This is a genomic window from Holophagaceae bacterium (assembly GCA_016720465.1).
Taxonomy (GTDB): domain Bacteria; phylum Acidobacteriota; class Holophagae; order Holophagales; family Holophagaceae; genus JANXPB01.
The window spans coordinates 818,863-840,860 of record JADKKO010000004.1; the positions used below are offsets into that span (position 1 = coordinate 818,863).

21 protein-coding genes and 1 pseudogene are annotated in these 21,998 nt (G+C 65.4%); 10 read left to right on the forward strand and 12 right to left on the reverse strand.

Annotated features, from left to right (window positions below; all coding sequences use genetic code 11):
• Positions 1–27 precede the first annotated feature (27 nt).
• The gene (locus IPQ13_10960; GenBank protein ID MBL0211411.1) at positions 28–1,266 is read right to left on the reverse strand and encodes an aminotransferase class I/II-fold pyridoxal phosphate-dependent enzyme; all 1,239 of its coding nucleotides are present in this window, start codon (positions 1,264–1,266) and stop codon (positions 28–30) included.
• Between the two features lie 304 nt (positions 1,267–1,570).
• Here IPQ13_10960 and IPQ13_10965 point away from each other — a divergent pair, with 304 nt between their 5' ends.
• The gene (locus tag IPQ13_10965) at positions 1,571–2,695 is read left to right on the forward strand and encodes a glycosyltransferase (GenBank protein ID MBL0211412.1); all 1,125 of its coding nucleotides are present in this window, start codon (positions 1,571–1,573) and stop codon (positions 2,693–2,695) included.
• A gap of 184 nt (positions 2,696–2,879) precedes the next feature.
• Positions 2,880–3,938 (forward strand): recombinase RecA, encoded by a 1,059-nt coding sequence (recA, locus tag IPQ13_10970; protein ID MBL0211413.1) that lies wholly within the window; start codon positions 2,880–2,882, stop codon positions 3,936–3,938.
• A 36-nt stretch (positions 3,939–3,974) separates the two neighbouring features.
• Here recA and IPQ13_10975 read toward each other — a convergent pair whose 3' ends face one another.
• Both IPQ13_10975 and IPQ13_10980 read right to left on the reverse strand, forming a co-directional pair.
• Positions 3,975–5,288 carry a serine protease gene (locus IPQ13_10975; GenBank protein ID MBL0211414.1) on the reverse strand — a complete coding sequence of 438 codons (1,314 nt, stop codon included), beginning with the start codon at positions 5,286–5,288 and terminating at the stop codon, positions 3,975–3,977.
• A 142-nt stretch (positions 5,289–5,430) separates the two neighbouring features.
• A complete protein-coding gene (locus IPQ13_10980; GenBank protein ID MBL0211415.1) occupies positions 5,431–6,672 on the reverse strand; it encodes a hypothetical protein in 1,242 nt (413 codons plus the stop codon).
• A gap of 70 nt (positions 6,673–6,742) precedes the next feature.
• Between IPQ13_10980 and moaA the strand changes: the two genes are divergently transcribed.
• Positions 6,743–7,750 (forward strand): GTP 3',8-cyclase MoaA, encoded by a 1,008-nt coding sequence (moaA, locus tag IPQ13_10985; GenBank protein MBL0211416.1) that lies wholly within the window; start codon positions 6,743–6,745, stop codon positions 7,748–7,750.
• Between the two features lie 19 nt (positions 7,751–7,769).
• Here the strand turns inward: moaA and IPQ13_10990 are convergent, their stop codons facing one another.
• Complete coding sequence (locus IPQ13_10990) at positions 7,770–8,267, reverse strand: DinB family protein (GenBank protein MBL0211417.1); 498 nt, start codon at positions 8,265–8,267, stop codon at positions 7,770–7,772.
• Entirely contained in the window at positions 8,264–8,719 is a 456-nt protein-coding gene (locus IPQ13_10995; protein MBL0211418.1) for a hypothetical protein, read from the reverse strand. The genes IPQ13_10990 and IPQ13_10995 overlap by 4 nt, the downstream gene beginning before the upstream one ends.
• A 115-nt stretch (positions 8,720–8,834) precedes the next feature.
• Here IPQ13_10995 and IPQ13_11000 point away from each other — a divergent pair, with 115 nt between their 5' ends.
• The gene (locus IPQ13_11000; GenBank protein ID MBL0211419.1) at positions 8,835–11,393 is read left to right on the forward strand and encodes a CHASE domain-containing protein; all 2,559 of its coding nucleotides are present in this window, start codon (positions 8,835–8,837) and stop codon (positions 11,391–11,393) included.
• Positions 11,394–11,406: 13 nt separating this feature from the next.
• Here IPQ13_11000 and thiC read toward each other — a convergent pair whose 3' ends face one another.
• On the reverse strand, positions 11,407–13,233 hold the full coding sequence (gene thiC / locus IPQ13_11005) for a phosphomethylpyrimidine synthase ThiC (GenBank protein MBL0211420.1): 1,827 nt from the start codon (positions 13,231–13,233) through the stop codon (positions 11,407–11,409).
• A 152-nt stretch (positions 13,234–13,385) separates the two neighbouring features.
• On the opposite strand from thiC, the gene IPQ13_11010 reads away from it, so the two are divergent.
• Genes IPQ13_11010 through IPQ13_11020 form a run of 3 tightly spaced genes read left to right on the forward strand, consistent with a single transcriptional unit; the run spans position 13,386 to position 15,831 of the window.
• Positions 13,386–13,703: a hypothetical protein gene (locus tag IPQ13_11010; GenBank protein ID MBL0211421.1), complete on the forward strand. Its 318-nt coding sequence runs from the start codon at positions 13,386–13,388 to the stop codon at positions 13,701–13,703.
• A 34-nt stretch (positions 13,704–13,737) separates the two neighbouring features.
• A complete protein-coding gene (gene pfkA / locus IPQ13_11015; GenBank protein MBL0211422.1) occupies positions 13,738–14,736 on the forward strand; it encodes a 6-phosphofructokinase in 999 nt (332 codons plus the stop codon).
• Between the two features lie 27 nt (positions 14,737–14,763).
• On the forward strand, positions 14,764–15,831 hold the full coding sequence (locus IPQ13_11020) for a mannose-1-phosphate guanylyltransferase (protein MBL0211423.1): 1,068 nt from the start codon (positions 14,764–14,766) through the stop codon (positions 15,829–15,831).
• Between the two features lie 10 nt (positions 15,832–15,841).
• On the opposite strand, the gene IPQ13_11025 is transcribed toward IPQ13_11020, so the two are convergent.
• From IPQ13_11025 to IPQ13_11045, 5 genes are all read right to left on the reverse strand, one after another.
• The gene (locus IPQ13_11025; GenBank protein ID MBL0211424.1) at positions 15,842–16,354 is read right to left on the reverse strand and encodes a DUF2752 domain-containing protein; all 513 of its coding nucleotides are present in this window, start codon (positions 16,352–16,354) and stop codon (positions 15,842–15,844) included.
• A 1-nt stretch (position 16,355) separates the two neighbouring features.
• Positions 16,356–16,790, reverse strand: a complete 435-nt coding sequence (locus tag IPQ13_11030) for a hypothetical protein (protein ID MBL0211425.1) — start codon at positions 16,788–16,790, stop codon at positions 16,356–16,358.
• Between the two features lie 18 nt (positions 16,791–16,808).
• Positions 16,809–17,276 (reverse strand): RDD family protein, encoded by a 468-nt coding sequence (locus IPQ13_11035; GenBank protein MBL0211426.1) that lies wholly within the window; start codon positions 17,274–17,276, stop codon positions 16,809–16,811.
• A 66-nt stretch (positions 17,277–17,342) separates the two neighbouring features.
• Positions 17,343–17,663, reverse strand: coding sequence for a hypothetical protein (locus IPQ13_11040; GenBank protein ID MBL0211427.1), 321 nt, complete (start codon positions 17,661–17,663; stop codon positions 17,343–17,345).
• A gap of 45 nt (positions 17,664–17,708) precedes the next feature.
• A complete protein-coding gene (locus IPQ13_11045) occupies positions 17,709–18,854 on the reverse strand; it encodes an FHA domain-containing protein (protein MBL0211428.1) in 1,146 nt (381 codons plus the stop codon).
• A 186-nt stretch (positions 18,855–19,040) separates the two neighbouring features.
• On the opposite strand from IPQ13_11045, the pseudogene IPQ13_11050 reads away from it, so the two are divergent.
• The 3 genes and pseudogenes from IPQ13_11050 to IPQ13_11060 all read left to right on the forward strand — a co-directional run bounded on the left by IPQ13_11050 (position 19,041) and on the right by IPQ13_11060 (position 21,565).
• Positions 19,041–19,604: pseudogene (locus tag IPQ13_11050) on the forward strand (gliding-motility protein MglA).
• A gap of 372 nt (positions 19,605–19,976) precedes the next feature.
• Positions 19,977–20,972 (forward strand): ThiF family adenylyltransferase, encoded by a 996-nt coding sequence (locus IPQ13_11055; GenBank protein MBL0211429.1) that lies wholly within the window; start codon positions 19,977–19,979, stop codon positions 20,970–20,972.
• Complete coding sequence (locus IPQ13_11060) at positions 20,972–21,565, forward strand: non-canonical purine NTP pyrophosphatase (GenBank protein ID MBL0211430.1); 594 nt, start codon at positions 20,972–20,974, stop codon at positions 21,563–21,565. Before IPQ13_11055 ends, IPQ13_11060 begins: the two co-directional genes overlap by 1 nt.
• Here IPQ13_11060 and IPQ13_11065 read toward each other — a convergent pair.
• Entirely contained in the window at positions 21,507–21,983 is a 477-nt protein-coding gene (locus IPQ13_11065; protein MBL0211431.1) for a hypothetical protein, read from the reverse strand. The genes IPQ13_11060 and IPQ13_11065 overlap by 59 nt on opposite strands.
• Between the last annotated feature and the right edge of the window lie 15 nt (positions 21,984–21,998).

Sequence of the window (21,998 nt, forward strand, 5' to 3'; positions counted from 1 at the left end):
CTAGAATAGCGGATATGCCCGTATTGTCTACAGGGATTCCTTGTAGGCCGTGGCGAATTGGGACGTATCCTGGACCCTCAGTCCGCAGAGCCCGACGCGCAGACCCTTGGGTATCGGGACCACAAAAACACCGCGGTCCTTGAGCCTGCCGGCCACGGCGGCGGGGTCCTCCGCGCCCAGCGTGACGAAGAATCCGCCCTGCCAGGCCACGCCCGGCAGCTTTTCCCCCCTCAGCGCGTCGCTGAGCGCCTGGGCTCGGGCATGGAGTTTTTCCGACCAGTGCCGGTGTTCGTCCGCCAGCCGGGCCTGGGCTTTCCCGTCCTTGGCCAATCGCACCACCAGGGATTGCGGCGCCCTGGGCGCGTTGGAGTAGATCCCCCGGCAGGACATGGCCAGCGCCGCCTGGAGCGATTCGTCCCGGGTCCAGGGGAATACCAGGGCTCCCGCCCGGGCCCCGTACAGCGTCAGAGCCTTGGAAACCGAGAGGGAGGCACCGACAAGCACCTGCCCCTCCGCGGCGAAGCGCGCGTAATCCTCCAGGGCTTCCAGCACCGCTCCGGGATTCGCGGCGTATTCCAGGTAGGCCAGATCAAGCAGCAGGGTGATGGGCCCCCGTTGGCACAGCTCGCGGAGTACTTCCATGATCGCCGCGCGGCCAGCGGGACTCATGCTCCGGCCCGTCGGGTTGTGGCAGGGGTCATTGAGCCAGATGAGCAGGCGCCTCTGCTTCTCCAGCAGCCGCCTGGCCTTCTCCATCAAGGCGAGGGGATCGAGGGCGTGGCCGGGTTCCGGAATCGGAAAGGCCTCCACGCGCGCTCCGTTTTCCTGGGCGATGGTGTCATAGGGACCCCAATAGGGCGCGAGGGTCAGGACCGCCTGGCCCGGCTCCAGAAAATTGCGGACGGAGAGGGCGAGGGCCCCGCTGCCGCCGGGCGTGGCGCAGCCGGTTCCGAAATGCGCGAGTTCGGGCCAGTAGCGCTGCGCCATGGCCGTCAGATAGGCCGGGTCTCCCGAAATGGGCGCGTAGGGTGCGATCTCCCTGGGGGTCAGTTCGCGCCACAGCTCCATCACGGTGTCGAGGACCACCATCTGGCCGTTGTCGTCCAGGAGCGCGCCCACGGTCGCGTTGATGATGGATTCGCCCTTCGCGGCCCGGCTCTGGGCCTCTGAATTCAGGGCGAAAATGGGATCGTCGGCGGGGAAATCGCGTCGGGTGGGCAGGAGATGGCGGAGCATCGGGTTTCCTTCGCTGGAAACTTCCAGCATAGCGATTCCTGCCGTCATGCTCAGAGCGTGTTTCAGAATGAGACGATGCCGCGCTGGGAGCGCCGGGCGAGCAGGGCAAGGCAGCCGACCACGGCGTATCGCCTATACGCCACGGGAGGGTAACGCAGCCCCGCGAAGCCCGCCGCCCCAGCCCGAAGGGACGGGGCCAGCCGCGCGCATCGCGGCGTCACGGGCCTTGAGCGTATGATCTATACGCCGCTGCGGCCCATTCCTTGCGCTGCATCGCGGCTGACCTCCGTCGCGGCACCGTTTCATTCTGAAACACGCTCTTAGGATGCATTCATTGGCCTGGACAGCTTGGATCGTCGGCGGCGGGTGGTTGGGCATGCTCGGCGTGCTGCGCCATAACGCGGCCAGGCTGGATCATCTTCCGGACGCTCCGCCCGATGCCCGCTCCCACGGCCCGGTCTGCCTCTGCATGCCGGCCCGGAACGAGGCCGATGAAATCGGGCCGGCCCTGGATTCCTGGCTGGCCCAGGACTATCCGGACCTCTTCATCCTCGTGGTGGATGATGGCTCCAGCGATGGCACGTCCGGGATTTTGCAGGAAAGATCAGAACGGAATCCCGGCCGCCTCCGGGTGTTGCGCAACGATTCGCTGCCGTCGGGCTGGCTGGGCAAGAACCATGCGCTGCACCTCGCCGTCCAGCAGCCCGAGGCTCTGCGCGCCGAATGGCTGCTCTTCGTGGACGCGGATGTGCATGCGGCGCCTGGGCTGCTGAGCCAAGCCTTCGCCTATCTGGAGGCCCGGCCGGCCGACATCCTGGCCTTGATCTTCGCGGCGGATGCCGTGGGAGTCCTGGAGCGGATCGCGGTGCCCCTGGCGGTGCCCGGTTTCCTGGTGCTGGTGCCGCCGCACCAGGTGCCGAATCCCCGGCATCCGGCCTTCGCGGGCATCGGTGCATTCACCTTGCTCAGACGCAGCGTCTACGACGCGGTGGGGGGGCATGCCGCGGCACCGCTGGAAGCCGTCGACGACATGATGCTGGCGCGCAGGATCAAGCAGGCGGGCTACGTCAACCGGATGGCCTGCGGCGGTCCCATGCTGCACCTGCGCATGTACCGGGGCCTGGCGGACCTCTGCCGCGGCATGCGCAAGAACACTGCGGCCTTGCCGGGCTGGTGGTTCATTCCCGCCTTGGTGCCGCTGCTGCTGGCGGGCTACCTGTCGCCGCTGTGGCTGCCCCTCGCGGGGCATCCCGTGCTGGGGCTCCTTCTCTGGCTGCTCACCCCGGCCATCGCCGGCGACGCCTCCCAGCGCATCACCGGGAAACCCATGGACTGGATCTGGGTCTTCTGGCCCGTGAATGGGTTGATCCTTTGCGTCGGGATGCTCTGGGCGTTCTGGGACCGGGTCCGCGGCGTGAACACCTGGCGTGGGCGGAAGGTGGTGCTGAAGGGCGGTTAGCGAGGGGGGGGGCCTGGGCAGAAAAAATTTCTTGTTTTTTTCGCTTTTTGCTCCATTCTTGTCCCATCGCACCACCGGAGTCGCCAGCGCCACCCGCCACACGGCTGTCTTTTCAATACCCCTCGCAGCGGTTCCGAGCGGAACCGGTTCATTCATACTTCATTTTTGCCCCGCAGGAGCGCCCATGGCCGCCAGCACCGAACAAGACGATCGCCTGAAAGTCCTCAACCGCACCTTGGCCGACATCGAGCGGGCCTTCGGCAAGGGTTCCATCATGAAGCTCGGCGACCGCATGTCCACCGCCGAGGGCATCGAAGTCATCTCCACGGGATCCATCAGCCTGGACTCGGCCCTCGGCGTGGGCGGCGTCCCCAAGGGCCGCGTGGTCGAAATCTATGGACCGGAGGCCAGCGGCAAGACCACCCTGGCCCTCCACATGGTGGCCCAGGCCCAGAAGAAAGGCGGCCTGGCAGCGATCATCGATGCCGAACACGCCCTGGATCCCGAATATGCACGCAAGCTGGGCGTGGATGTGGACAACCTCTTCATCAGCCAGCCCGACAGCGGCGAGCAGGCCCTGGAAATCTGCGACCAGCTGGTGCGCAGCGGCGCCCTGGACATCATCGTCATTGATTCCGTGGCGGCCCTGGTGCCGAAGGCCGAGATCGACGGCGAAATGGGCGACAGCCACGTGGGCCTGCAGGCGCGGCTCATGAGCCAGGCGCTGCGCAAGATGACCGGCACCATCTCGAAGACCAACACCTGCGTGGTCTTCATCAACCAGATCCGCATGAAGATCGGCGTGATGTTCGGCAGCCCCGAGACCACCACCGGCGGCAACGCGCTGAAATTCTACGCCTCCGTTCGGTTGGACGTGCGGAGCATCCAGAGCATCAAGGGCAACACCGGCGATCCGCTGGTGGCCGCCAAGGACGAGGACAGCTCGGTCATCGGCAAAAAGACCAAGGTGAAGGTGGTCAAGAACAAGGTCGCCCCGCCGCTCAAGGTCGCCACCTTCGACATCATGTACGGCGAAGGCATCAGCCGCACCTCCGAGCTGGTGGAGCTGGGCACCCAGCTGGAGATCATCCAGAAGAGCGGCTCCTGGTACAGCTACAAGGACTCGCGCCTGGGCCAGGGCGCCGAGAACGTGAAAAAGCTCTTCCTCGACAACCCTGAACTCGCCGACGAAGTCGAAGCCCAGATCCGCGAAAAGCTGGGGCTGAAGATCAACGGGAATTGATCCCGCCTCCCAGGACCAAGCTTTGCATTCGGCGCCTTAACGGACCGCCTGTCGTTTCAACTCCTTCGCCAGCGTCCTGGCCTGCGACGCATCCAACGCCGACAGCCTGCCGAGGGCCTGCTGCACCCCGGGTTCATCGTGGGCCTTGTCGCAGGCGCGGGCCAGATCGGCCCACCACTCGGTCCGGAATGGACTGAGCCCGAGGGCTGTGCGGTAGTGGCGGACTGCTTCTGCGGGCCGGCCGAGGCTCAGCCACGCCTCTCCCAGATGCTCCCAGCCTTCGGCATTGTCAGGCAGCTGCTCCAGACCTTGGGCCAGGGTTTCGGCGGCTTCCGCAGAGCGCCGCATATCCAACAGAAGCGCGCCGAGATTGAGCAAAGCCAAGCCGTAGCGCGGGCTGAGGGCCAGGGCCTGGCGGAAGGCAGCTTCGGCTTCCGGGAAACGGTTGACCAGGCCCAGGCTTGCGCCCAGGTTGTTCCAGGCCTTCGGCGATTCGCTTCTCAACTCCAGGGCCCGGCCGTAGGCCGCGATGCGCTCCTGGATGCGCTGTGGTTCCCGGCCCGGTTCCAGTGAATTCGCATAGGCAAACCAGGCATCGGGATCGCCCGGCGAATTCTGCACCCAGATCCGCGTGAAGGCATCCCAGGCGGGCTGGTTGGCCGGATTGGAGGCCAGCGTGTCGAGGAAGCCGGGCATCTGCAGGTCGGGCGCGATGGCTGTGGTAGCCGCCCGGGCCATTGGGTCATCCATCAGATCCCGGATCCAGCGCACGGGCACCGAGAAATGGATGGCACGGCTTTGGGCGAAGATGAAGGTGGTCAGACCCAGCAGGCGCCCCTGGGCGTCGAAGAGTCCTCCGCCGCTGGATCCTGGGGCGGTGGGGGCATCGCTTTGCACCACCTCGGCGCCAAGGTAGGCCCAGAGGCCGGTGATCCGCCCGGCCGAAACCTTGGGACCCTGTCCGGAGGGGAACCCGATGGCAGTGACGGGCTGGCCCAGGCTGGGCGCAGCCGGAGCCGGCGGCGCCACGGGCACCGAAAGGCCGGGCACCGCCAGCAGGCTCAAATCCCGACGCAGATCTTCCTTGCGGGATTGCACCTGCCAGGTCTGCGGGCCGGAGAGGATGCTCACGCTCAGCGCTCCCGCGGTGACATGGGCGTTGGTGGCCACGAGGCCCGGACCCACCATCACCCCGCTGCCCTGGCGCAGGGAACCATGGCCCTGATCGGCCACCACTTTCACGACGCTCAGGGCCGGAGCAGGCACCTCCTGGCCGAACAAGGCCGCTGTCCAGAACACAAAGGCGAGGAGCGAAGTTGGATGGAAGATCCGTTGTTTGAAACTGTCCATCTCGTCCCCCGGGCGGCTCATCGGAAAAGGCCGGAATCCCCTCCTATGATCTTGAACAAAATGATCCACCACGTCGCCGGCGGCCGACATAAGGGCCCGTAACACCTTGGCCAGGAAAGCGCTGGCCAAGGCGTAACGGGCCCTAATCGTCGCCCTGGACGCCGAGGGAGGCTCCTCGGAGATTCGCGGGCAGTGCGTTCTGGGTCTGGAGAGCATTGGCCGCGGCGGGGGTGGTGGGTTTCGGGGCGGGCTTGGCGGCCTTATCCTGGCCCATGGCCTTCATCTGCTCGGCGGTGGCGAAGACTTCCAGCCGTCCCAGCTGCTCCGCGGTGGGGAATCCCTCGAAACGGCTGCGGCGCGGACCCCAGATCGGAATCACCGTGCCGCGCAGCTCGTGGATGCGGGGCAGGGTCGGGCGGAAGTAGATGCCCAGGGGCTCTCCATCAGCCCGCACGAAGGCGATGAGATCCACCTCGGGCAAAGCGATGGCGCTGCCTTCGGTCCAGGTGGCGTAGGTCATCGTGCGGCCCTGGCTGTTCCGCAGGGTGCCTAGCTGCATGGGCCTGGCCATGCCCTCCACGGCCGGGTCGAGATCGCCATCCTGGGCCCGCAGCGCCTGCAGCAGATCCAATTGGCGGAGCTCCCGTTGCGGCTGGGCGATGGGGTGGGGATCCTGCATGTTGGCCACCACCAGCTTCTTTTCCACCTGGGTCAGCAGGGTCGCCAGCAGCACCCGATCGGCGGTGCCGATGATCTTCGTGGTGGCTTCCAGGAGCTTGGGCAGAAGCACTTGCGGCGCCACCAGGAGGGTGTCCGGGGTCGGGACGGCCAGAAAATGGTTCTGGCCCGGAAATAGGTGGTCCCAGAATTCCGGCAGCAGCAGCAGCGCGGACGGCCCCGCGAAAGGATGGCGGAAAGCGCTCTGGTAGATGCCGCTGGGCAGGCGGTCGAAGCTCGCGCCCTTGGCCTTCTCGCGGAGGTTGTACAGGGCCTGGTCGAGGATTTCGTCCATGCTGGTTTCGAAGAGCACGGCCCAGGCCTTGGTGAGCCGGTGGTCGCCGATGCGGACCCGCAGGGTGAGGCCCTCGCAGAAGGGCCGGTGGAAGAAGGCTTCGCGATCGCCCAGCCAGTGCGGCACCAGTTCCGGCAGCACCTCGTACTGGGCGAACTTCCATGGTTCAGGCAGCGCGACGCCCGCCCGGTGAAGCTCGGCCACCGCATCCAGGCAGGCCACACGCTCCTGCGAGCTGAAGTGAGCGAAATCCTTGATGAGCTCCGCCAGCCCGGGCAGATCTGAAGGCAGCGAACGCTCCGCCAGCAGGTCCCCCAGCTCGGGGCGGGGAGCCTCCTCGGCGTTTTTAAAGAACCTGGAAAACAAGGCCATGGCAGCAACTCATCCGAATCCTCCATGTTTGCGCGAATGGCGGCGCTTGTCAGCGCCTATTCTGGTATCCATGGTTTTGACGGACACCCTATCCCGCCCGTTGCGGGCCCTGCGCATCTCGGTGACCGACCGGTGCAATTTCCGCTGCCCCTACTGCATGCCACGGGAGGTCTTCGGGGCGGACTATCCCTTCCTGGACCGGAAGGAGATCCTCCGGTTCGAGGAGATCGAGCGGCTGGCGGCGATCTTCGTGGCCCAGGGTGTGCGCAAGGTGCGGCTCACGGGCGGCGAGCCGCTGCTGAGGAAAGGGCTCCCTGACCTGGTGGCGCGCCTCGCGCGGATTTCCGGCGTCGAAGACCTGGCCCTCACCAGCAACGGCGTGCTTCTGCCCGAACTGGCGATGGCTTTGAAAGCCGCGGGCCTGCACCGGCTGACCGTGAGCCTCGACACCCTGGATCCCGCCCGCTTCAGGATGCTCTCGGATTCCGAGATTCCGCTTTCCCGCGTCCTCGCAGGGCTCGAGGCCGCCCAGGCCGCGGGATTCGGGCCCATCAAACTCAATTGCGTGCTGCAGCGGGGCCTCAACGACGGGGAGATCCTGGAGCTGGCGGCCTTCGCCCGCAAGGCCGGGCACATCCTGCGATTCATCGAGTTCATGGATGTGGGCACGCAGAACGGATGGAAACTGGATGCGGTGGTCACCGCCGACGAGGTGCTGGCCAAGCTCTCGGAACTCGGAGAAATCGAGCCGATCCCAGAGTCCCTGGCCGGGCGCGTGGTGGAGCGCTGGCGCTACAAAGATGGATCAGGCGAATTCGGCGTCATCGCCTCGGTCACGAAGGCGTTCTGCGGCGGCTGCGACCGGGCGCGCCTCAGCGCCGAGGGATCGGTCTATACCTGCCTTTTCGCGGGCCAGGGCCTGGACTTGAAGACAGCCCTCCGTAACGGATCCAGCGATGCGGAGCTCGGAGCCCTCATCGCGAACGCCTGGAGACGGAGGGAGGACCGGTATTCCGAGCAGCGCGGCGCCGGGACCGCCAAAGCCCGCAAAGTCGAAATGTTCCATATCGGCGGATAGTCCCCGCGCGGAACCGGGATCACATGTTCAATTCCGCCCATGCTCTTCCGGGGAAATCGGGCGTGTCCAGATGGAACAGCCGGAGAAGCTGAATCATCTGCGCGCGGTGGTGGGTTTCTTCCAGGAGCATCAGGCGAAGGTAGTTTTCGGGCGTCGAGACATTTCCGAACTCGGTCTGGAAGGGCTTTCCAAGATCCGCGGTGTGGAGGTCCGCGAGCATGATCTGGCAGCGGCGGGTGTGGAGATCCCACGCCTGCATCAACTCGGCGGTGCCACCCTCCCCTTTCCAGGGTTCAGAGTCGAAGACCTGCTTCAGCGCCGCGGGATCGCGGTTCGTCAGGGTGCAAATGATGCTCTCCCGGATGAGCGCGATATGCGCGAGCTGCTCGCGCAGGGTCTTGAGGTGGGGCACGGGGTGCAGATCCCAGAGGTGGAATTCCGAGTCGGGCACGGCGCGGATCACGGCGGCGGTGTGGGCCGTGGCGACTCCGAAGGGCCGCAGCTCCATCCGGCTCATCCCAGGATTTCTTTCACGGATTTCAGGCAGGCTGCCCAGACCTCGTCGGAGGTCTCCTCCAGGAAGAACTCCACGGCGAGCCCTGCGGAATGGGCCTCCCCGTGGGCGGACCAGGCTTCGAAGAGCGCGTCCAGCTTGGTGGTGTCCATCTTCCCGCGGCGGAACTTGTGCGATTTCCGGACCCGGTCAGGGTCGGGCCCCCGCATGCTCACCCCATGCTTGGGCGACGCATGGAAATAGCAGACCTGGCACCAGTGGTCGGCGATGAACTGGTTGAAGTGCAGGAAGGCCCCGTGGGTGGATTGGGCCAGGTCCATCACGCGTTCCTTGCCTTTCCATGCGTCGGTCCACCGGCCGAGGAGCAACTCCAGCCGCCGCCGGTCTGCCGGATGGCGCAACGAGGCGCGGCCTGCGTCCAGGAAGTCTTGAAGGGCGGTCGCATTTGGATCCAAGGGCTGCTCCGGACCCCTAAGAATGGCTCCGATCGGAGGAGCCGTCCACCGCCAACCCGTTTGTCCGTGGCGCTGGCCGCCCGCTCTATACTTCTTCAAACAACCATGTGAGTCCATGCGCCTGCCTTGGTATTCAAAATCGCCGCCAGCCATGCGGGAGCATCCCGTCCTCGCGTCGCTCGCCATCCTCGCGTGCGGCCTCGGCCTCACGATCATCATCGCCGTGCTGGGCCATCACTACGCCAAGGACCGCATCCAGGCCCGGGTGGACCGGCAGGTGCAGCGCACCTACCTGTCCATGCAGGACCACCTCTTCACCTACGAGGGCCTGCTGCGCGGGGGACGCGGGCTCTTCGAAGTGCGCGAGAAGATTGCGGAGGACGAGTGGCGCCGCTTCGTGGAGGAACTGGATCTGCCCCACCGCTACCCTTCGGTGAAAGGCCTTGCCTATATCGAGCGGGTCCCAGGCGGAGCGGGCGAAAAATTCCTCATCCGGTACTCCGAACCGGCGCTCCTGAATCCCCACGCAGTCGGCTACGACATCGGGATCCACCCGGAACAGCGCGGCGCCGCGGTCCGGGCTATGGAATCCGGCATGAGCGCGATCACCGCGCCCATTTATTTCAACGAGACGGAACCCGACCGGCCGGCCTTCGGGCTGCTGCTGCCGGTGTACAAGCCCGGCACCATGGCCTTCACCACCGAAGCCAGGAAGGCCGCGCATGTGGGCTGGATCTCCGCGGCGATCTACCTGGACACCATGATGGACGAGGTCATGCGGGAGATGGATCCGGATTTCGCGACCCAGATCATCGGCGGCAACCACCCGGTGCGCGGCAGCTTGGCCTACCAGCACAACATGGGCTCCTTGAATGGCCATCGCGGCGCCACGCCGGCGCGGCAATTGGTCTTCAAATGGGGGGACCGGGCCTGGGCGGGGCGGGTGATCCCCTTGCCCAGCTTCGACCAGACCGCCGACTACCGCTGGCCGCTCTGGGCGCTGGTCGCCGGATGCACCATCAGTTCGCTGCTGGCGGGGCTGGCCTGGTCGCTCATCTCCACCCGGGCGCGGGCCGAGGCCATCGCGAAAAGCATGACCCTCACCTTGGAGGACGCCCTGCGCCGGCACGAGAGCCACGTGGAAAACACGCCGCTGGCGGTGATCGAATGGGACCAGGAACGGAAAATCCGCGCCTGGAATCCGGCGGCCGCCCGGATTTTCGGATACACCGAGACGGAGGCCCTGGCCCGGGGGATGGTGGATTTGTTGGCTCCGCCCGGAGGCAGTGCAGGCCTGGAATCAGCCCTGGAGCAGGCCGCTGGATCCAAGGCCGGCACGCACCGCACCCTGGAATGCCGGGCGAAAAACGGCCAGACGATCATTTGCGGCTGGCATTGCGCGCCCCTTCTGGGGGCGGAGGACGAATTCCTGGGCGCCACCACGCTCATCGAGGACCTCACCCAGGCCAGGCAGCGCGAGGCGGCGCTGCGCCAGGGCCAGAAACTCGAGAGCCTGGGCCTGCTGGCGGGCGGCATCGCCCACGACTTCAACAACATCCTGACCGCCCTGCTGGGGAACCTGGATGCGGCGGTCGAAGCCACGGATGAGCGGTCGCCCGCCATGGAGCACCTGCTCAAGGCCATCACCAGCGCGGAGCGGGCCGGGGATCTGTCCACGCAGATCCTCGTCTACAGCGGAAAAGGAGCCTTCACGACCCGGGAAGTGCTCCTGAACCAGATCGTGGAGGAAATGACGGAGCTGCTGGAAGTCTCACGCCCGCCGCGCGTCAACCTTCGGTTGCAGCTCGCGCCGGACTTGCCCTTCATCCAGGCCGACCCGGTGCAGATGCAGCAAGTGGTGCTGAACCTGGTCCTCAATGCGACCGAAGCCATCGAAGCCAATCAGCAGGGAGGCGATGCCGAGGCCAGCATCACCCTCACGACCTCCCACCGCGTGTATTCGGATGTGGAATTGGAAACGGCTTTTTCGGGCCAGGACCTGCTGCCCGGGCCCTATGTGTCGCTCCGCGTGAAGGACAGCGGGTGCGGCATGGATGAGGCGACCCTCCCCCGCATCTTCGATCCCTTCTTCACCACCAAGGCCACGGGCCGCGGCCTCGGCCTCTCCACCCTGCAGGGCATCGTGAAGGCCCACCACGGAGGCATGTGGGTGAACAGCAAACCCGGCGCGGGAACCACCTTCAACCTGCTCTTCCCGGCGGCCGAAGCCATGCCATCCATGCCCAGGAAGCAAGGGGAGGGCCATCACGAAAGCCAAGGCGCCGTACTGCTGGTGGAGGATGAGGAAGCCATCCGCACCATCACCGCCCTGGCCCTCTCGAAGGCCGGGTTCGAAGTGCTCACCGCTGCGGATGGCCTGGAAGCCCTGAGACTGTTCGAGGCCAATGCGGAGATCATCCGTTCCGCCCTGGTGGACAAGGTCATGCCGGGCATGGGCGGCGCTGAATTGATGCAAGCCATGCGGGCGCGGAAGCCGGGGCTGCGCGTCGTGCTGTGCAGCGGCTACAGCGAATCCGGTTTCGATGAGTCGGATCCGGGGATTCCCTCCTCCGCGGCGGATGCTTTCCTGCAGAAGCCCTACCGCACCGCGGACGCGGTGGAGCTGATCCGGAAATTGATGGGGCCGGCGGTCAAGGGCGAGGTGTCGCAGTGACCCCGCTGGCCGGTCAGGACTGGAGATAGACCTCGGCGCCCTTGTCCACGAAGGCTTTCGACATCTCCTCCAGGCCCTTGGCCACGGCTTCATCATCGCTCAGGCCTTGTTCGGCGGCGTAGCGGCGCACATCGTCGGTGATGCTCATGGAGCAGAAGTGCGGACCGCACATGGAGCAGAAATGGGCGTTTTTGGCGCCCTCGGCTGGAAGGGTCTCGTCATGGAATTCCCGCGCGGTGTCAGGATCCAGGCTGAGGTTGAACTGATCCTCCCAGCGGAACTCGAAGCGGGCCTTGGAGAGCGCGTTGTCCCGGGCCTGGGCGCCGGGGTGGCCCTTGGCGAGATCGGCGGCGTGGGCGGCGATCTTGTAGGTGATGACGCCGTCCTTCACGTCCTTCTTGTCCGGAAGCCCCAGATGCTCCTTCGGCGTCACGTAGCAGAGCATGGCGCAGCCGAACCAGCCAATCATCGCCGCGCCGATGCCCGACGTGATGTGGTCGTAGCCCGGCGCGATGTCGGTGGTGAGCGGCCCCAGGGTGTAGAAGGGCGCCTCGTCGCAGACTTCTAGTTGCTTCGTCATGTTCTCCTGGATCAGGTGCATGGGCACATGGCCGGGCCCCTCGATCATTACCTGCACGTCGTGCTTCCAGGCGATCTTGGTCAGTTCGCCCAGTGTTTCCAGCTCGCCGAACTGGGCTTCGTCGTTGGCGTCGGCGATGGAGCCCGGACGCAGTCCGTCGCCCAAGGAAAAGCTCACATCGTAGGCCTTCATGATGTCGCAGATGTCCTCGAAATGCGTATAGAGGAAATTCTCCTGATGGTGCGCAAGACACCATTTCGCGAGGATGGAACCGCCCCGGCTCACGATGCCCGTCACGCGCTTGGCGGTGAGCGGCACGTAGCGCAGGCGCACGCCGGCATGGATGGTGAAGTAGTCCACGCCCTGCTCCGCCTGCTCGATGAGCGTGTCGCGGTACAGCTCCCAGGTGAGATCTTCGGCCTTGCCATTGACCTTTTCCAGCGCCTGGTAGATGGGCACCGTGCCGATGGGGACCGGGCTATTTCGCAAGATCCATTCGCGGGTTTCGTGGATGTTCTTTCCGGTCGACAGGTCCATGACCGTGTCCGCGCCCCAGCGGGTGGCCCAGGCCATCTTTTCGACTTCTTCCTCGATGCTGGAGGTCACCGCGGAGTTGCCGATGTTGGCGTTGATCTTCACCAGGAAATTGCGCCCGATGACCATGGGCTCGATTTCCGGGTGGTTGATGTTCGCGGGGATGATGGCGCGGCCGCGAGCCACCTCGTCCCGTACGAATTCAGGCGTGATGCGGCTCTTGATGCTGGCGGCATCCAGGCCCAGGTTCTCCCGGATGGCGATGTACTCCATCTCAGGTGTGACGATGCCCTGCCGGGCGTAGTGCATCTGGCTCACGTTCCTGCCAGCCTTGGCGCGCAGGGGCTTGCGTTCGGCGTGGAAACGGATGGCATCCAGATCCGCATCGCGTTCGCGCAATTTACGGTAGAGGCTCGTCGCTCCAGCCAGCTCCTCCACGTCGCCGCGGCCCAGGATCCAGTTCTGGCGCAGGGCCGGAAGCCCTTTGGCCACATCGATGCTGGCGCGTGGATCCGTGTAGGGGCCCGAAGTGTCATAGACCACCACAGATTCATTTTCGATGAGCTTTCCATCGAAGTCCCGGGTGGGCTGGCAGGCGATCTTCCGCATGGGGACCCTGACGCCCGGAGCCTTGCCATCCACGAACACCTTTTCGGAGGCCGGGAAGGGCCGCAGGCAAGTCTCCAAGGCGGATTCGGTGATGGGGCTCTGATCGGACGACGGCATGGGGACTCCTAGGACCAGGCAAGGCCAGATGGATGGCCAAAGGCCAGTGGAGCAGTTTATCCCAAGCGGCCTTGGGCCACCCGGTTGTGGAACCGGCACTGGCACAGCCGCACTTATGGCGGTAGCGTTAGATTTGGGCTTCCGGAGTACCCATGGGAATGCTTAGGACAGTGGCGGTCATGGTTCTGGCGGGTGGAATGGCCTCCGCCTTGCAGGTTCCGGAAGATCCGGTGCTGAAAGCCAGGAGCCAGCGGGCCCAGGCTCTGGGCATCTCCGAAGGGGACCTTCCCCCGGTGCCCCGGACCATCTCCGAGCCGCCCCCGCTGCCGCCCCCCGAAACAAACTACAAGGACACGCGCAAGGGCAAGGCCGCGCGCAGGGGCCGGTCGGTGCGGACCGCCAAGAGCCGCCGCGCCGCGAAGAGCAAGGTCCGCGCGGCCGCGCAGCCTCGGAAGAAGAAGCAGCGTTGATGCGCGACCTGTGCCGGGCGCGCCAAGCGGGCCGATGATGCGGATCGGCCTCCTCACATCGGGCGGGGACGCACCAGGCATGAACGCCGCCATCCGCGCGGTGGTGCGGCAGGCGGATGCGCTGGGATCCGAGGTCATCGGCATCCGCAACGGCTTCCAGGGCCTGGTGAACCAGGACTGGAAGCCTCTGCTTTCCAGGGCCTGCGCCAATATCCTGCAGCGGGGCGGCACCATCCTGCACACGGCCCGCTGCGAGGCTTTCCACGATCCGGCGGTGCGGGCGAAAGCCGCGGCGGATCTGCGCCGCGCCGGCATCGAGGCCCTGGTCATCATCGGCGGGGACGGTTCGTTCACCGGCGCGGAACTGCTGAACCGTTTCGAGGGAATCCGGTGCGCGGGCATCCCCGGCACCATTGACAACGATCTGCCGGGAACCGAGCGGACCCTCGGGTTCGACACGGCGCTCAACACCGCGGTGGAGGCCATCGACCGCATCCGCGATACCGCGTCCAGCCACGAACGGCTCTTCCTCGTCGAGGTGATGGGGCGGCGCAGCGGCATGCTGGCGGTGCACACGGCCATCGCCTGCGGCGCCGAAGCAGTGCTGTACCCCGAAAGCGAAGAGGACAACTACGAGACCCTGGTGCGGCAGCTCAAGGCCAACTGGGACCGGGGGAAGCTCAGCTCCATCGTCGTGGTGGCCGAGGGCGACCAATCCGCCGGAGCGGCCCACCCCATCGGCGGCGGAGCGGCCTTCAGCATCGGCGAGCGGCTGAAAAGGGAGCACAACCTGGATCTGCGCGTGGTGGTGCTGGGCCACATCCAGCGCGGCGGCAGCCCTTCGGCCTTGGACCGCATCTGGGGCAGCCGCTGGGGTTGCGAAGCTGTGAACCGCCTCGTGGCGGGCGAAGACGCTTTCTACCTGGGCACCCATGCGGGACAGATGGTGGCGAGGCCGCTTTCCCACGTCCTGGAATCCCGCCCGGAACCGCCCAGGGAACTGAGTTCCATGGTGCGCGTGCTCTCACGCTGAAAACTGCCGACGGGATAAAGGTCCATCATGCGAAACCCACCCCAAAAAATAGCCGTCGTGATGGCCGGAGGCAAGGGCACGCGCTTCTGGCCCCGTTCACGGTCCTCGCGGCCCAAGCAGTTCCTGGCCATCGTCGGGACCGAATCGCTGCTCCACCAGACGGTGCGCCGGCTGGACGGCTTCTTCGAGCCGCGGCACATCTTCGTGGTCACCACGCGCGAACTGGCCGAAGAGACCCGCGCGATGCTCCCCGAACTGCCGCCGGAAAACATCCTGGTGGAGCCGGAGGGCCGCAACACCGCGCCCTGCCTGGCCTTGAGCCTGGTCGAAATCGAGCGGCGGATCCCCGAAGGCGTGATGGTGGTGCTCAGCGCCGACCATTGGATCGGAGACACGGAAGCCTTCATCCAGGATGTGGAAACCGCCGTGGACCATGCCGCCCGCAAGCGGGAGCTGGTGGTCTTCGGTATCAAGCCCACCTATCCCGAGACCGGCTACGGCTACATCGAGGTGGGCGCAGGCGATGGCGGGGCGGTGCAGAAGGTCCTCGCCTTCCGGGAAAAACCGCCCATGGACCTGGCGCTGGAATACCTCGAATCAGGCCGCCACTACTGGAACGCGGGCATGTTCGTGTGGACGCTCGCGGACTTGCGCGAAGGCCTGCTCCAGCACTGCCCCGAGGTGCTCGCACCTTTGGACGAATGGACGCGCCAAGGCGCCGACGAGGCAGCCCTGCCGGGCATCTACGGGCGATTGCCGCAGCTTGCCATCGACGTGGCGCTCATGGAGAAGGCCCGGAATGTGGCGCTTGTCTCCACGCATTTCCGCTGGTCCGATGTGGGCTCCTGGCCCGCCGCCATCGAATTCCAGGAGCCGGATGCGAACGGCAATGTGGTGCAGGGCCAGGCCATCCTGCTGGATGTGAAGGACTCCGCATTCTTCGGCGGCGCCCGGCTCATCGCCGCCAGCGGCGTGAGCGACCTCATCGTGGTGGACGAGCCCGACGCACTGCTCATCTGCCATCGCGACAAGGCCCAGTCCGTGAAACAGATCGTCGACCGGTTGAAGCGGGAGGGCCGGGAAGACCTTCTTTAATAACGGTGAGCTATGAGGAGTGCGTCCAGGCGCACCAGCTGGTGCGGTCTTCGACCACCACCCTTGCAGGGGGAATCCCGGAATTCGATTGAACCCGGGAGGCTTCGAACTCGGCCTTCACGCGCCATCCACCATAAAAGAGCATGGCTGTGGCCAGCGTGATGACCCCGACCCGGAAGGTCATGGCGGCCTTCCTCCCCGTCAAGGCGGGAAAGCGGCGATTCAGCCAGGGCGCGGCCGCGCCGACCATCGCCGCGCCATAGAGTGGAAAGGAAAAGGGATGCAGGCCCCAGGCTTCATGGAATTGGCCATGGGAGATGGCGCAAAAGGCCCGTGTGAGCCCGCAACCCGGGCAGGACAGTCCCGTGAACGCATGGAAGGAGCAGGTGTCGATTCCGGGGAAGCCCGCCGCGGGAAGCAGAAAGCTTGTGGCCAGGATCGCAAGGCTGATCAGCGATAAAAAAACCGCGCCGTCGGGGAAGCGGAGCTTCCCGTCGGCGCGGCGCGGAATTGAAAAAAACATGTCAGACCTGGAAGGCGGCCTTCACTTCGGGCTTCAAGAGCACGATGAGGGCCCAGATTCCGACGGGAAGCCCGAGGAAGCAGCAGCAGGGATGCCCGCCGAGGCAAGGAATGATGGCGAGGATGGCGGAGGCCATCGCAAATCCCCAGCTCTGGAGCGCTTTCATTTTCATGGCGCCAAGGAAGATGACCACGTCGACGATGACCCATAGAATCGCCATGATGATGCCCACGGCGCCGGACATCACTTGGAACATCTGCTGATCGCCGCCATAGCGGCCCATGTTCGCGGCGTTGAAACCAGTGCCTAGGAGGTTGGCCAGCAAAGCCAGCAGGGAAAAGCCCACGCTTAATCCCGCCACCACCATCAGGGCGATGGCCGGGGCCTTGACCCGCTCCATGGCCGCCGCGCGGTTGCTGTCCGGTTCATAGTTCATGGGGACTCCTGCGGGTTGCTATCGGTCCACCTTGATGACTTCGGATTTGGCGATCATGTCGCTCAAGCTGATGCGTTCCTCGCCCTTCACCGCCAGGACGATGAGGTTCAGCGCGAAGAAATTGCCCAACTGCCGCAGAATGGCGGGGCCGATGGGAAGGCGGCCATTGGGTTCGCCCAAGGGCACAACCCGGAGCTTCTGCATTTTCTTGCCAATGCTCGCGCCGTTCTTGGAAACGCAGAACGGGATGAAATAGAACATGTAGGCCAGCTGGACAGCAAGGTGGATGAGGGTGAGCGCGCATCCGGCGATGCAGCCGAGGAGCGGCACGAAGGCCAGCACCATCTGGATGATCCAGAAGGCGATGGCGATCACGATGGAGGGCACCATGTCGATGAGCGTGGCCACGAGGCGCTCGCCCAGTTCACCCCGCTGGCCGGTGGGAACGGCATCATCAGGAATCGGTGGAAGGTAAGCATCGAGCATGGCTATTCCTCTTCAAGCAAGCTTTAGGGCTGACAGATTGAATTGACGATGGCTAGATAAAGAGGCCTAGGCCTTGGAGCAGGTGGCGGTCTTGTCGATGATGCTCACGATCTTGAAGAGCATGGGCATGGAGTATTCGTTTTCGGGAATGGCTTCCCCGCTCTTCAGGCGTTCGGCTGTCTGGTAGGCGTCGATGATGCTCAGGATGGAGATGATGACGCCGGGCAGCAGGCAGAGGATGGAGCCAATGATGCAGGCGATCAGGGTGAAGAGCCATTTCCGCTGCTGGCCGTTGATGACCATGTGGCCGATGCCGAAGACCAGCCAGGTCAACAGTGCGGCTACTACGGGATTCGCATCGGGTTTGCTGATGGTGTTCTGGCTCATGGTGCCTCCGGGGAACGGGCGCTTAGGCCCAGGGTTGGAAACGGGCTATCGGTCGACCTTGATGACGATGGTTTTAGTGATCATGTCATGAACCGCCTTGCGCTCGGCGCCGAAAATCAACAGGTACCCGAAGGTGAAATTCGCGATATGGCAGATCTGGCGGATGAGGGCCTGGCCGAAGGTCAGGCGGCCGTGCGGGTCGTCTTCGGGCACGATGCGCAGTTTCATCATCTTCTTGCCGATGGTCGCGCCGTGCTTGGAGACGCATCTCGGGATGAAATAGAGGAAGTAGCCGAAGACCGCGACGATGTAAAAGATCATGCCCAGGCATCCGGCGATCATGCCGAGCGCAGGCACCTTGTTGGCCACGATGCCTACCACGAAGGAGAAGATGAACATCACGATCATGACGGGGATGATGACCACGCTGTCGATGATCACCGCGATGAGCCGGGTCACGAAATCCCCGCGTTCGCCCGTGGGCTGGGCATCGTCGGGGATGGGCGGCAGGAACTTGCCCAGGAAACCCGAGGACTGGGGCGCCGGGACCGGGTGGTAGCCGCCATGGGCCACCGGAGCCGGAGTGGGCGCCGGGTAGGGCCGGGCGGGGGTGGAAATGGGGAGGGGGACTGAGCCGGGCCGGGCGGCGGCGCCCGGATCGGTGAAATGTCCGAATTCAGGGGCCCTGGATTCGGGCATGTGCTGCATGGGGGCCGGCGTGGTGGCGATGGGCGACATGGCCGGGGGCGGCGGCGGTGCCGGGGATGGGGGCGGCGGGGGCACCGCAGGCGGGCCCGCAGGCACGCCGTGGGTCCCGTGCACCTGCGCCATCTGGTCCGGGCTCATGCGGACGGTCCCGGTGGAGGGGGGTTCCATGCGCTGCACGGCCACCGTGGCGTTTTCCTGGGCGGGGTCCATGAAGGTGATCTGGATCTGGCCGAGGGTCACCCGGTCGCCGTCCCTCAAGGGCGAGGTCTGGACCCTGCTGCCGTTCAACAGCACGCCATTGCTGCTTTGCAGATCCTGCACCTCGTAGCCGTTGGCGGTCAGGCGGATCACGCAATGGTGGCGGGAGATGCTCGGATCCGCCAGGCGGAGGGTATTGTCCAACTCCCGTCCTATGTGGACTTCATTGTCCACCATCTCGAATTCACGGACCCCCGCACTTTCGTGCACAAGAAGTTTGGCCATGATGTCCTCTGAAAAGCTTTAGTTTCACGCTGAAGTGTAGTTGGGCTGCGGCAAGGATGCAAAGGGGAAGGGCACTTTCATCAGAGCCCCCTGGAGGGTCCCGGCTCCAGCCCTGTTTCAAAGGCTTGACCGCGGCCCATATACTGCACCAATCTGGCGGAAACGAACCCCCGACCCGGAGGCAGCATGGTCCTCTTCAATGCGGCCACCAAAGAGCTCACCGCCAAGATCGTGTACTACGGCCCTGGACTCTGCGGCAAGACCACGAATCTCCAGAAGATCTATGATTCCCTGCCCGGCGATGGCCGCGGCAAGATGCTGAGCCTCGCCACCCAGACGGACCGCACGCTGTTCTTCGATTTCCTGCCCATCGAACTGGGCACGATCCGCGGCATGAAAACGCGCATCCAGCTTTATACCGTTCCCGGCCAGGTGTTCTATGACGCCACCCGGAAATTGGTGCTGCGCGGCGCCGACGCCGTGGTGTTCGTGGCGGATTCCCAAGCCCCGGCCCTGCTGACGAACAAGGAGAGCTTCCAGAACCTCATCGACAACCTGAAGGACCAGGGAACGGATCTGGAGAAGATCCCCCACGTCATCCAATGGAACAAGCGCGACACGCCCAATGCGTTGCCGGTGGATGCCCTGGACAAGGAGATCAACCGCTACCAGGCGCCCACCTACGAGGCCTGCGCCATGAAGGGCGAGGGTGTGCGGGAAACGCTCTCCGGGGTCGCCAAGCTGGTGCTGAAATACCTCGCGGACAAGTATGGCGGCGGGGTGGTGGAAGCCCCGGCCCTCGCGGCCATGGCGGCCATGACCGCTCCGGCGCCCGCACCCGCGCCCGATGCCGCGCCTCCGCCCAAAGAAGAATCCAAGCCCCTGGAAGTGGAAGAGCTTTCCGCGGGCGAGATGATCGAAGAGCTGGAAGAGACCCCTCTGGCCACCATGGGTGGCGGCCTGCCGGGCGACGCGGCCCCCATCCACGTGCCCCACACTCCCAATGTCAGCACCGTGGAGGTTCCCGTGGTGCTGGACCGAAGCCTGTTCAGCGGGGATTCGCCCGTGGAGATCCGGCTGAAGCTCTACATCAAGTGAGCCCCAGGCCGTGAGCTTGGCGCCATGAGCCGTTATTCGAAACAACGCATTTTCCTGGGAGCTGAGGCCGATGCGCTCCTGCGCTCCAAGCGGGTGGCCATCGTGGGCCTCGGAGCCTTGGGTTCGGTCATCGCACCCTGGCTGGCCCGCGCCGGCGTGGGGCATCTGGCCCTGATCGACCGCGACATCGCGGAGCGCAGCAACCTGCAGCGGCAATTGCTCTACACCGAAGATGATCTCGGCCGGCCCAAGGCGGAGGTGGCCGCGGCGAAGCTATCCCGGGCCAATCCTGAAATCGAGCTGCGGCCCCTGGTGGCGGACCTCACCTCCGGGAACGCGCGGGAACTGCTCGCAGGCTACGACCTGATCTGCGATGGAACCGACAATTTCGAAGCGCGCTTCCTCATCAACGACATGGCCATTCTCACCGGCACGCCATGGATCTACGCCGGGGCCATCGGCGCCGAAGGCGTGGTGTGGCCGATCTGCCCGCCCCGCACGCCCTGCCTGCGCTGCCTCATCGAAGAGCCGCCGGCCTTCGGCGACGTGGATACCTGCGACACCGCGGGCGTGCTGGGTCCCGCCGTGGGAGTGATCGCCTCCTGGGCCTCCCTGGAAGCCCTGAAAATCCTCACCGGCAAGGAACCTTCAGCCGAATTGGCGCGGTTCAATTTCTGGGATGGCGAGCGCCAGTTCCTGCGTCCGCCCCGGACCCGCTGCCGCTACTGCACCGAAAAGACCACTGAATTCCTGGACGCCCGCTGGACCCTGAAAGCCTCGGCGCTCTGCGGCCTGGAAGGCGTGCAGATCCGCGTGAATCCCCCGGGCGACCTGGACCTGGCCGCCCTGCAGCCCCGATTGGAGGCCCGCGGCGGGCGGTGGAAACGCAGCGCCCTGGCGCTGAAAGGCCGGGAGGGCGATTGGGACATCACCCTTTTCCGCGATGGCCGCGCCTTGATCCACGGCCCCGCGACCCCCGAACGGGCGAGGGGCTGGTACACCGAAGCGGTGGGATGCTGATGCGGGCGCTGATCGCCTCCCGCAATCCCGGCAAGCTGCGTGAATTGGCGGGGCTGCTGCCGGGCATCGAGCTGATCCCGTGGCCGGTGGATGCGCCGGAAATACCCGAGGACGGCGCTTTCTTCCGCGACAATGCAGGCCAAAAAGCGGCCTTCGCCCGGGCCTGGTGGCGGAGCCACGGCGTGGAAGACGTCGACGCCGTGCTCGCGGATGATTCGGGGCTATGCGTGGATGCGCTCTGGGGCGGTCCCGGCGTGCTTTCCGCGCGCTTCGCGGGCGGCCTTCCGAATGACGAGAAGAACCGCGCGCTGCTCCGGATGCTGCCGGCGGGCGCCGGCAGGACCTCCCGCTTCGTGTGCGTCCTGGCCCTGGCGCCGGTGCCGGAAGCCGAGCTGCTTTTTTTCGAGGCCTGCGTCGAGGGCTCCCTGGCGATGGAACCGCGCGGGCAGCGGGGTTTCGGCTACGATCCCATCTTCATTCCCTCAGGATTCGACCGCACCTTCGGGGAGCTGCCGGACGAGGTGAAGGCCCGCCTCAGCCATCGGTCAAAGGCGGCCCTGGCTCTGCGGGAAGCTCTGGCAGCGGGGCGCTGAACCCGCCCTCTCGGAGCGCGATGGCCCGCTGGTAGGCGAGCAGCACCGCGGTGCGCACCCGCAGGTAGCTGCTGTCGGTGACCTTGGAATTGAAGCTCAGGGTGGACACCACGTACCACCCTCCGGCGGGCAGTTGCTGCGGGGCGCTGATCTGGATCTTGGGCGGCAGGATCGCCGAGGAGCTGCCCTCCCGCAGGTCCAGGGAAATTTTGTCAGACCAGGCTTGGAGCGGCCCCAGCAGCAGGGCCGCAGCCTCTTCGGTCTCGGCGGTGACCCGCCCGTAGAGCGTGAAAAAGAGCCGCATCTGGGGCGGCTCGATATTCGAGTTCAGGAAGCCCGCCATGCTGGCGATCTGCTGGAAATCCTTCTGCAGCGCGAGCAGCTTGGGACTGGGTTGAAGAGGTTGCCGGGTCGCCATCCCTTCTAGAGTGTC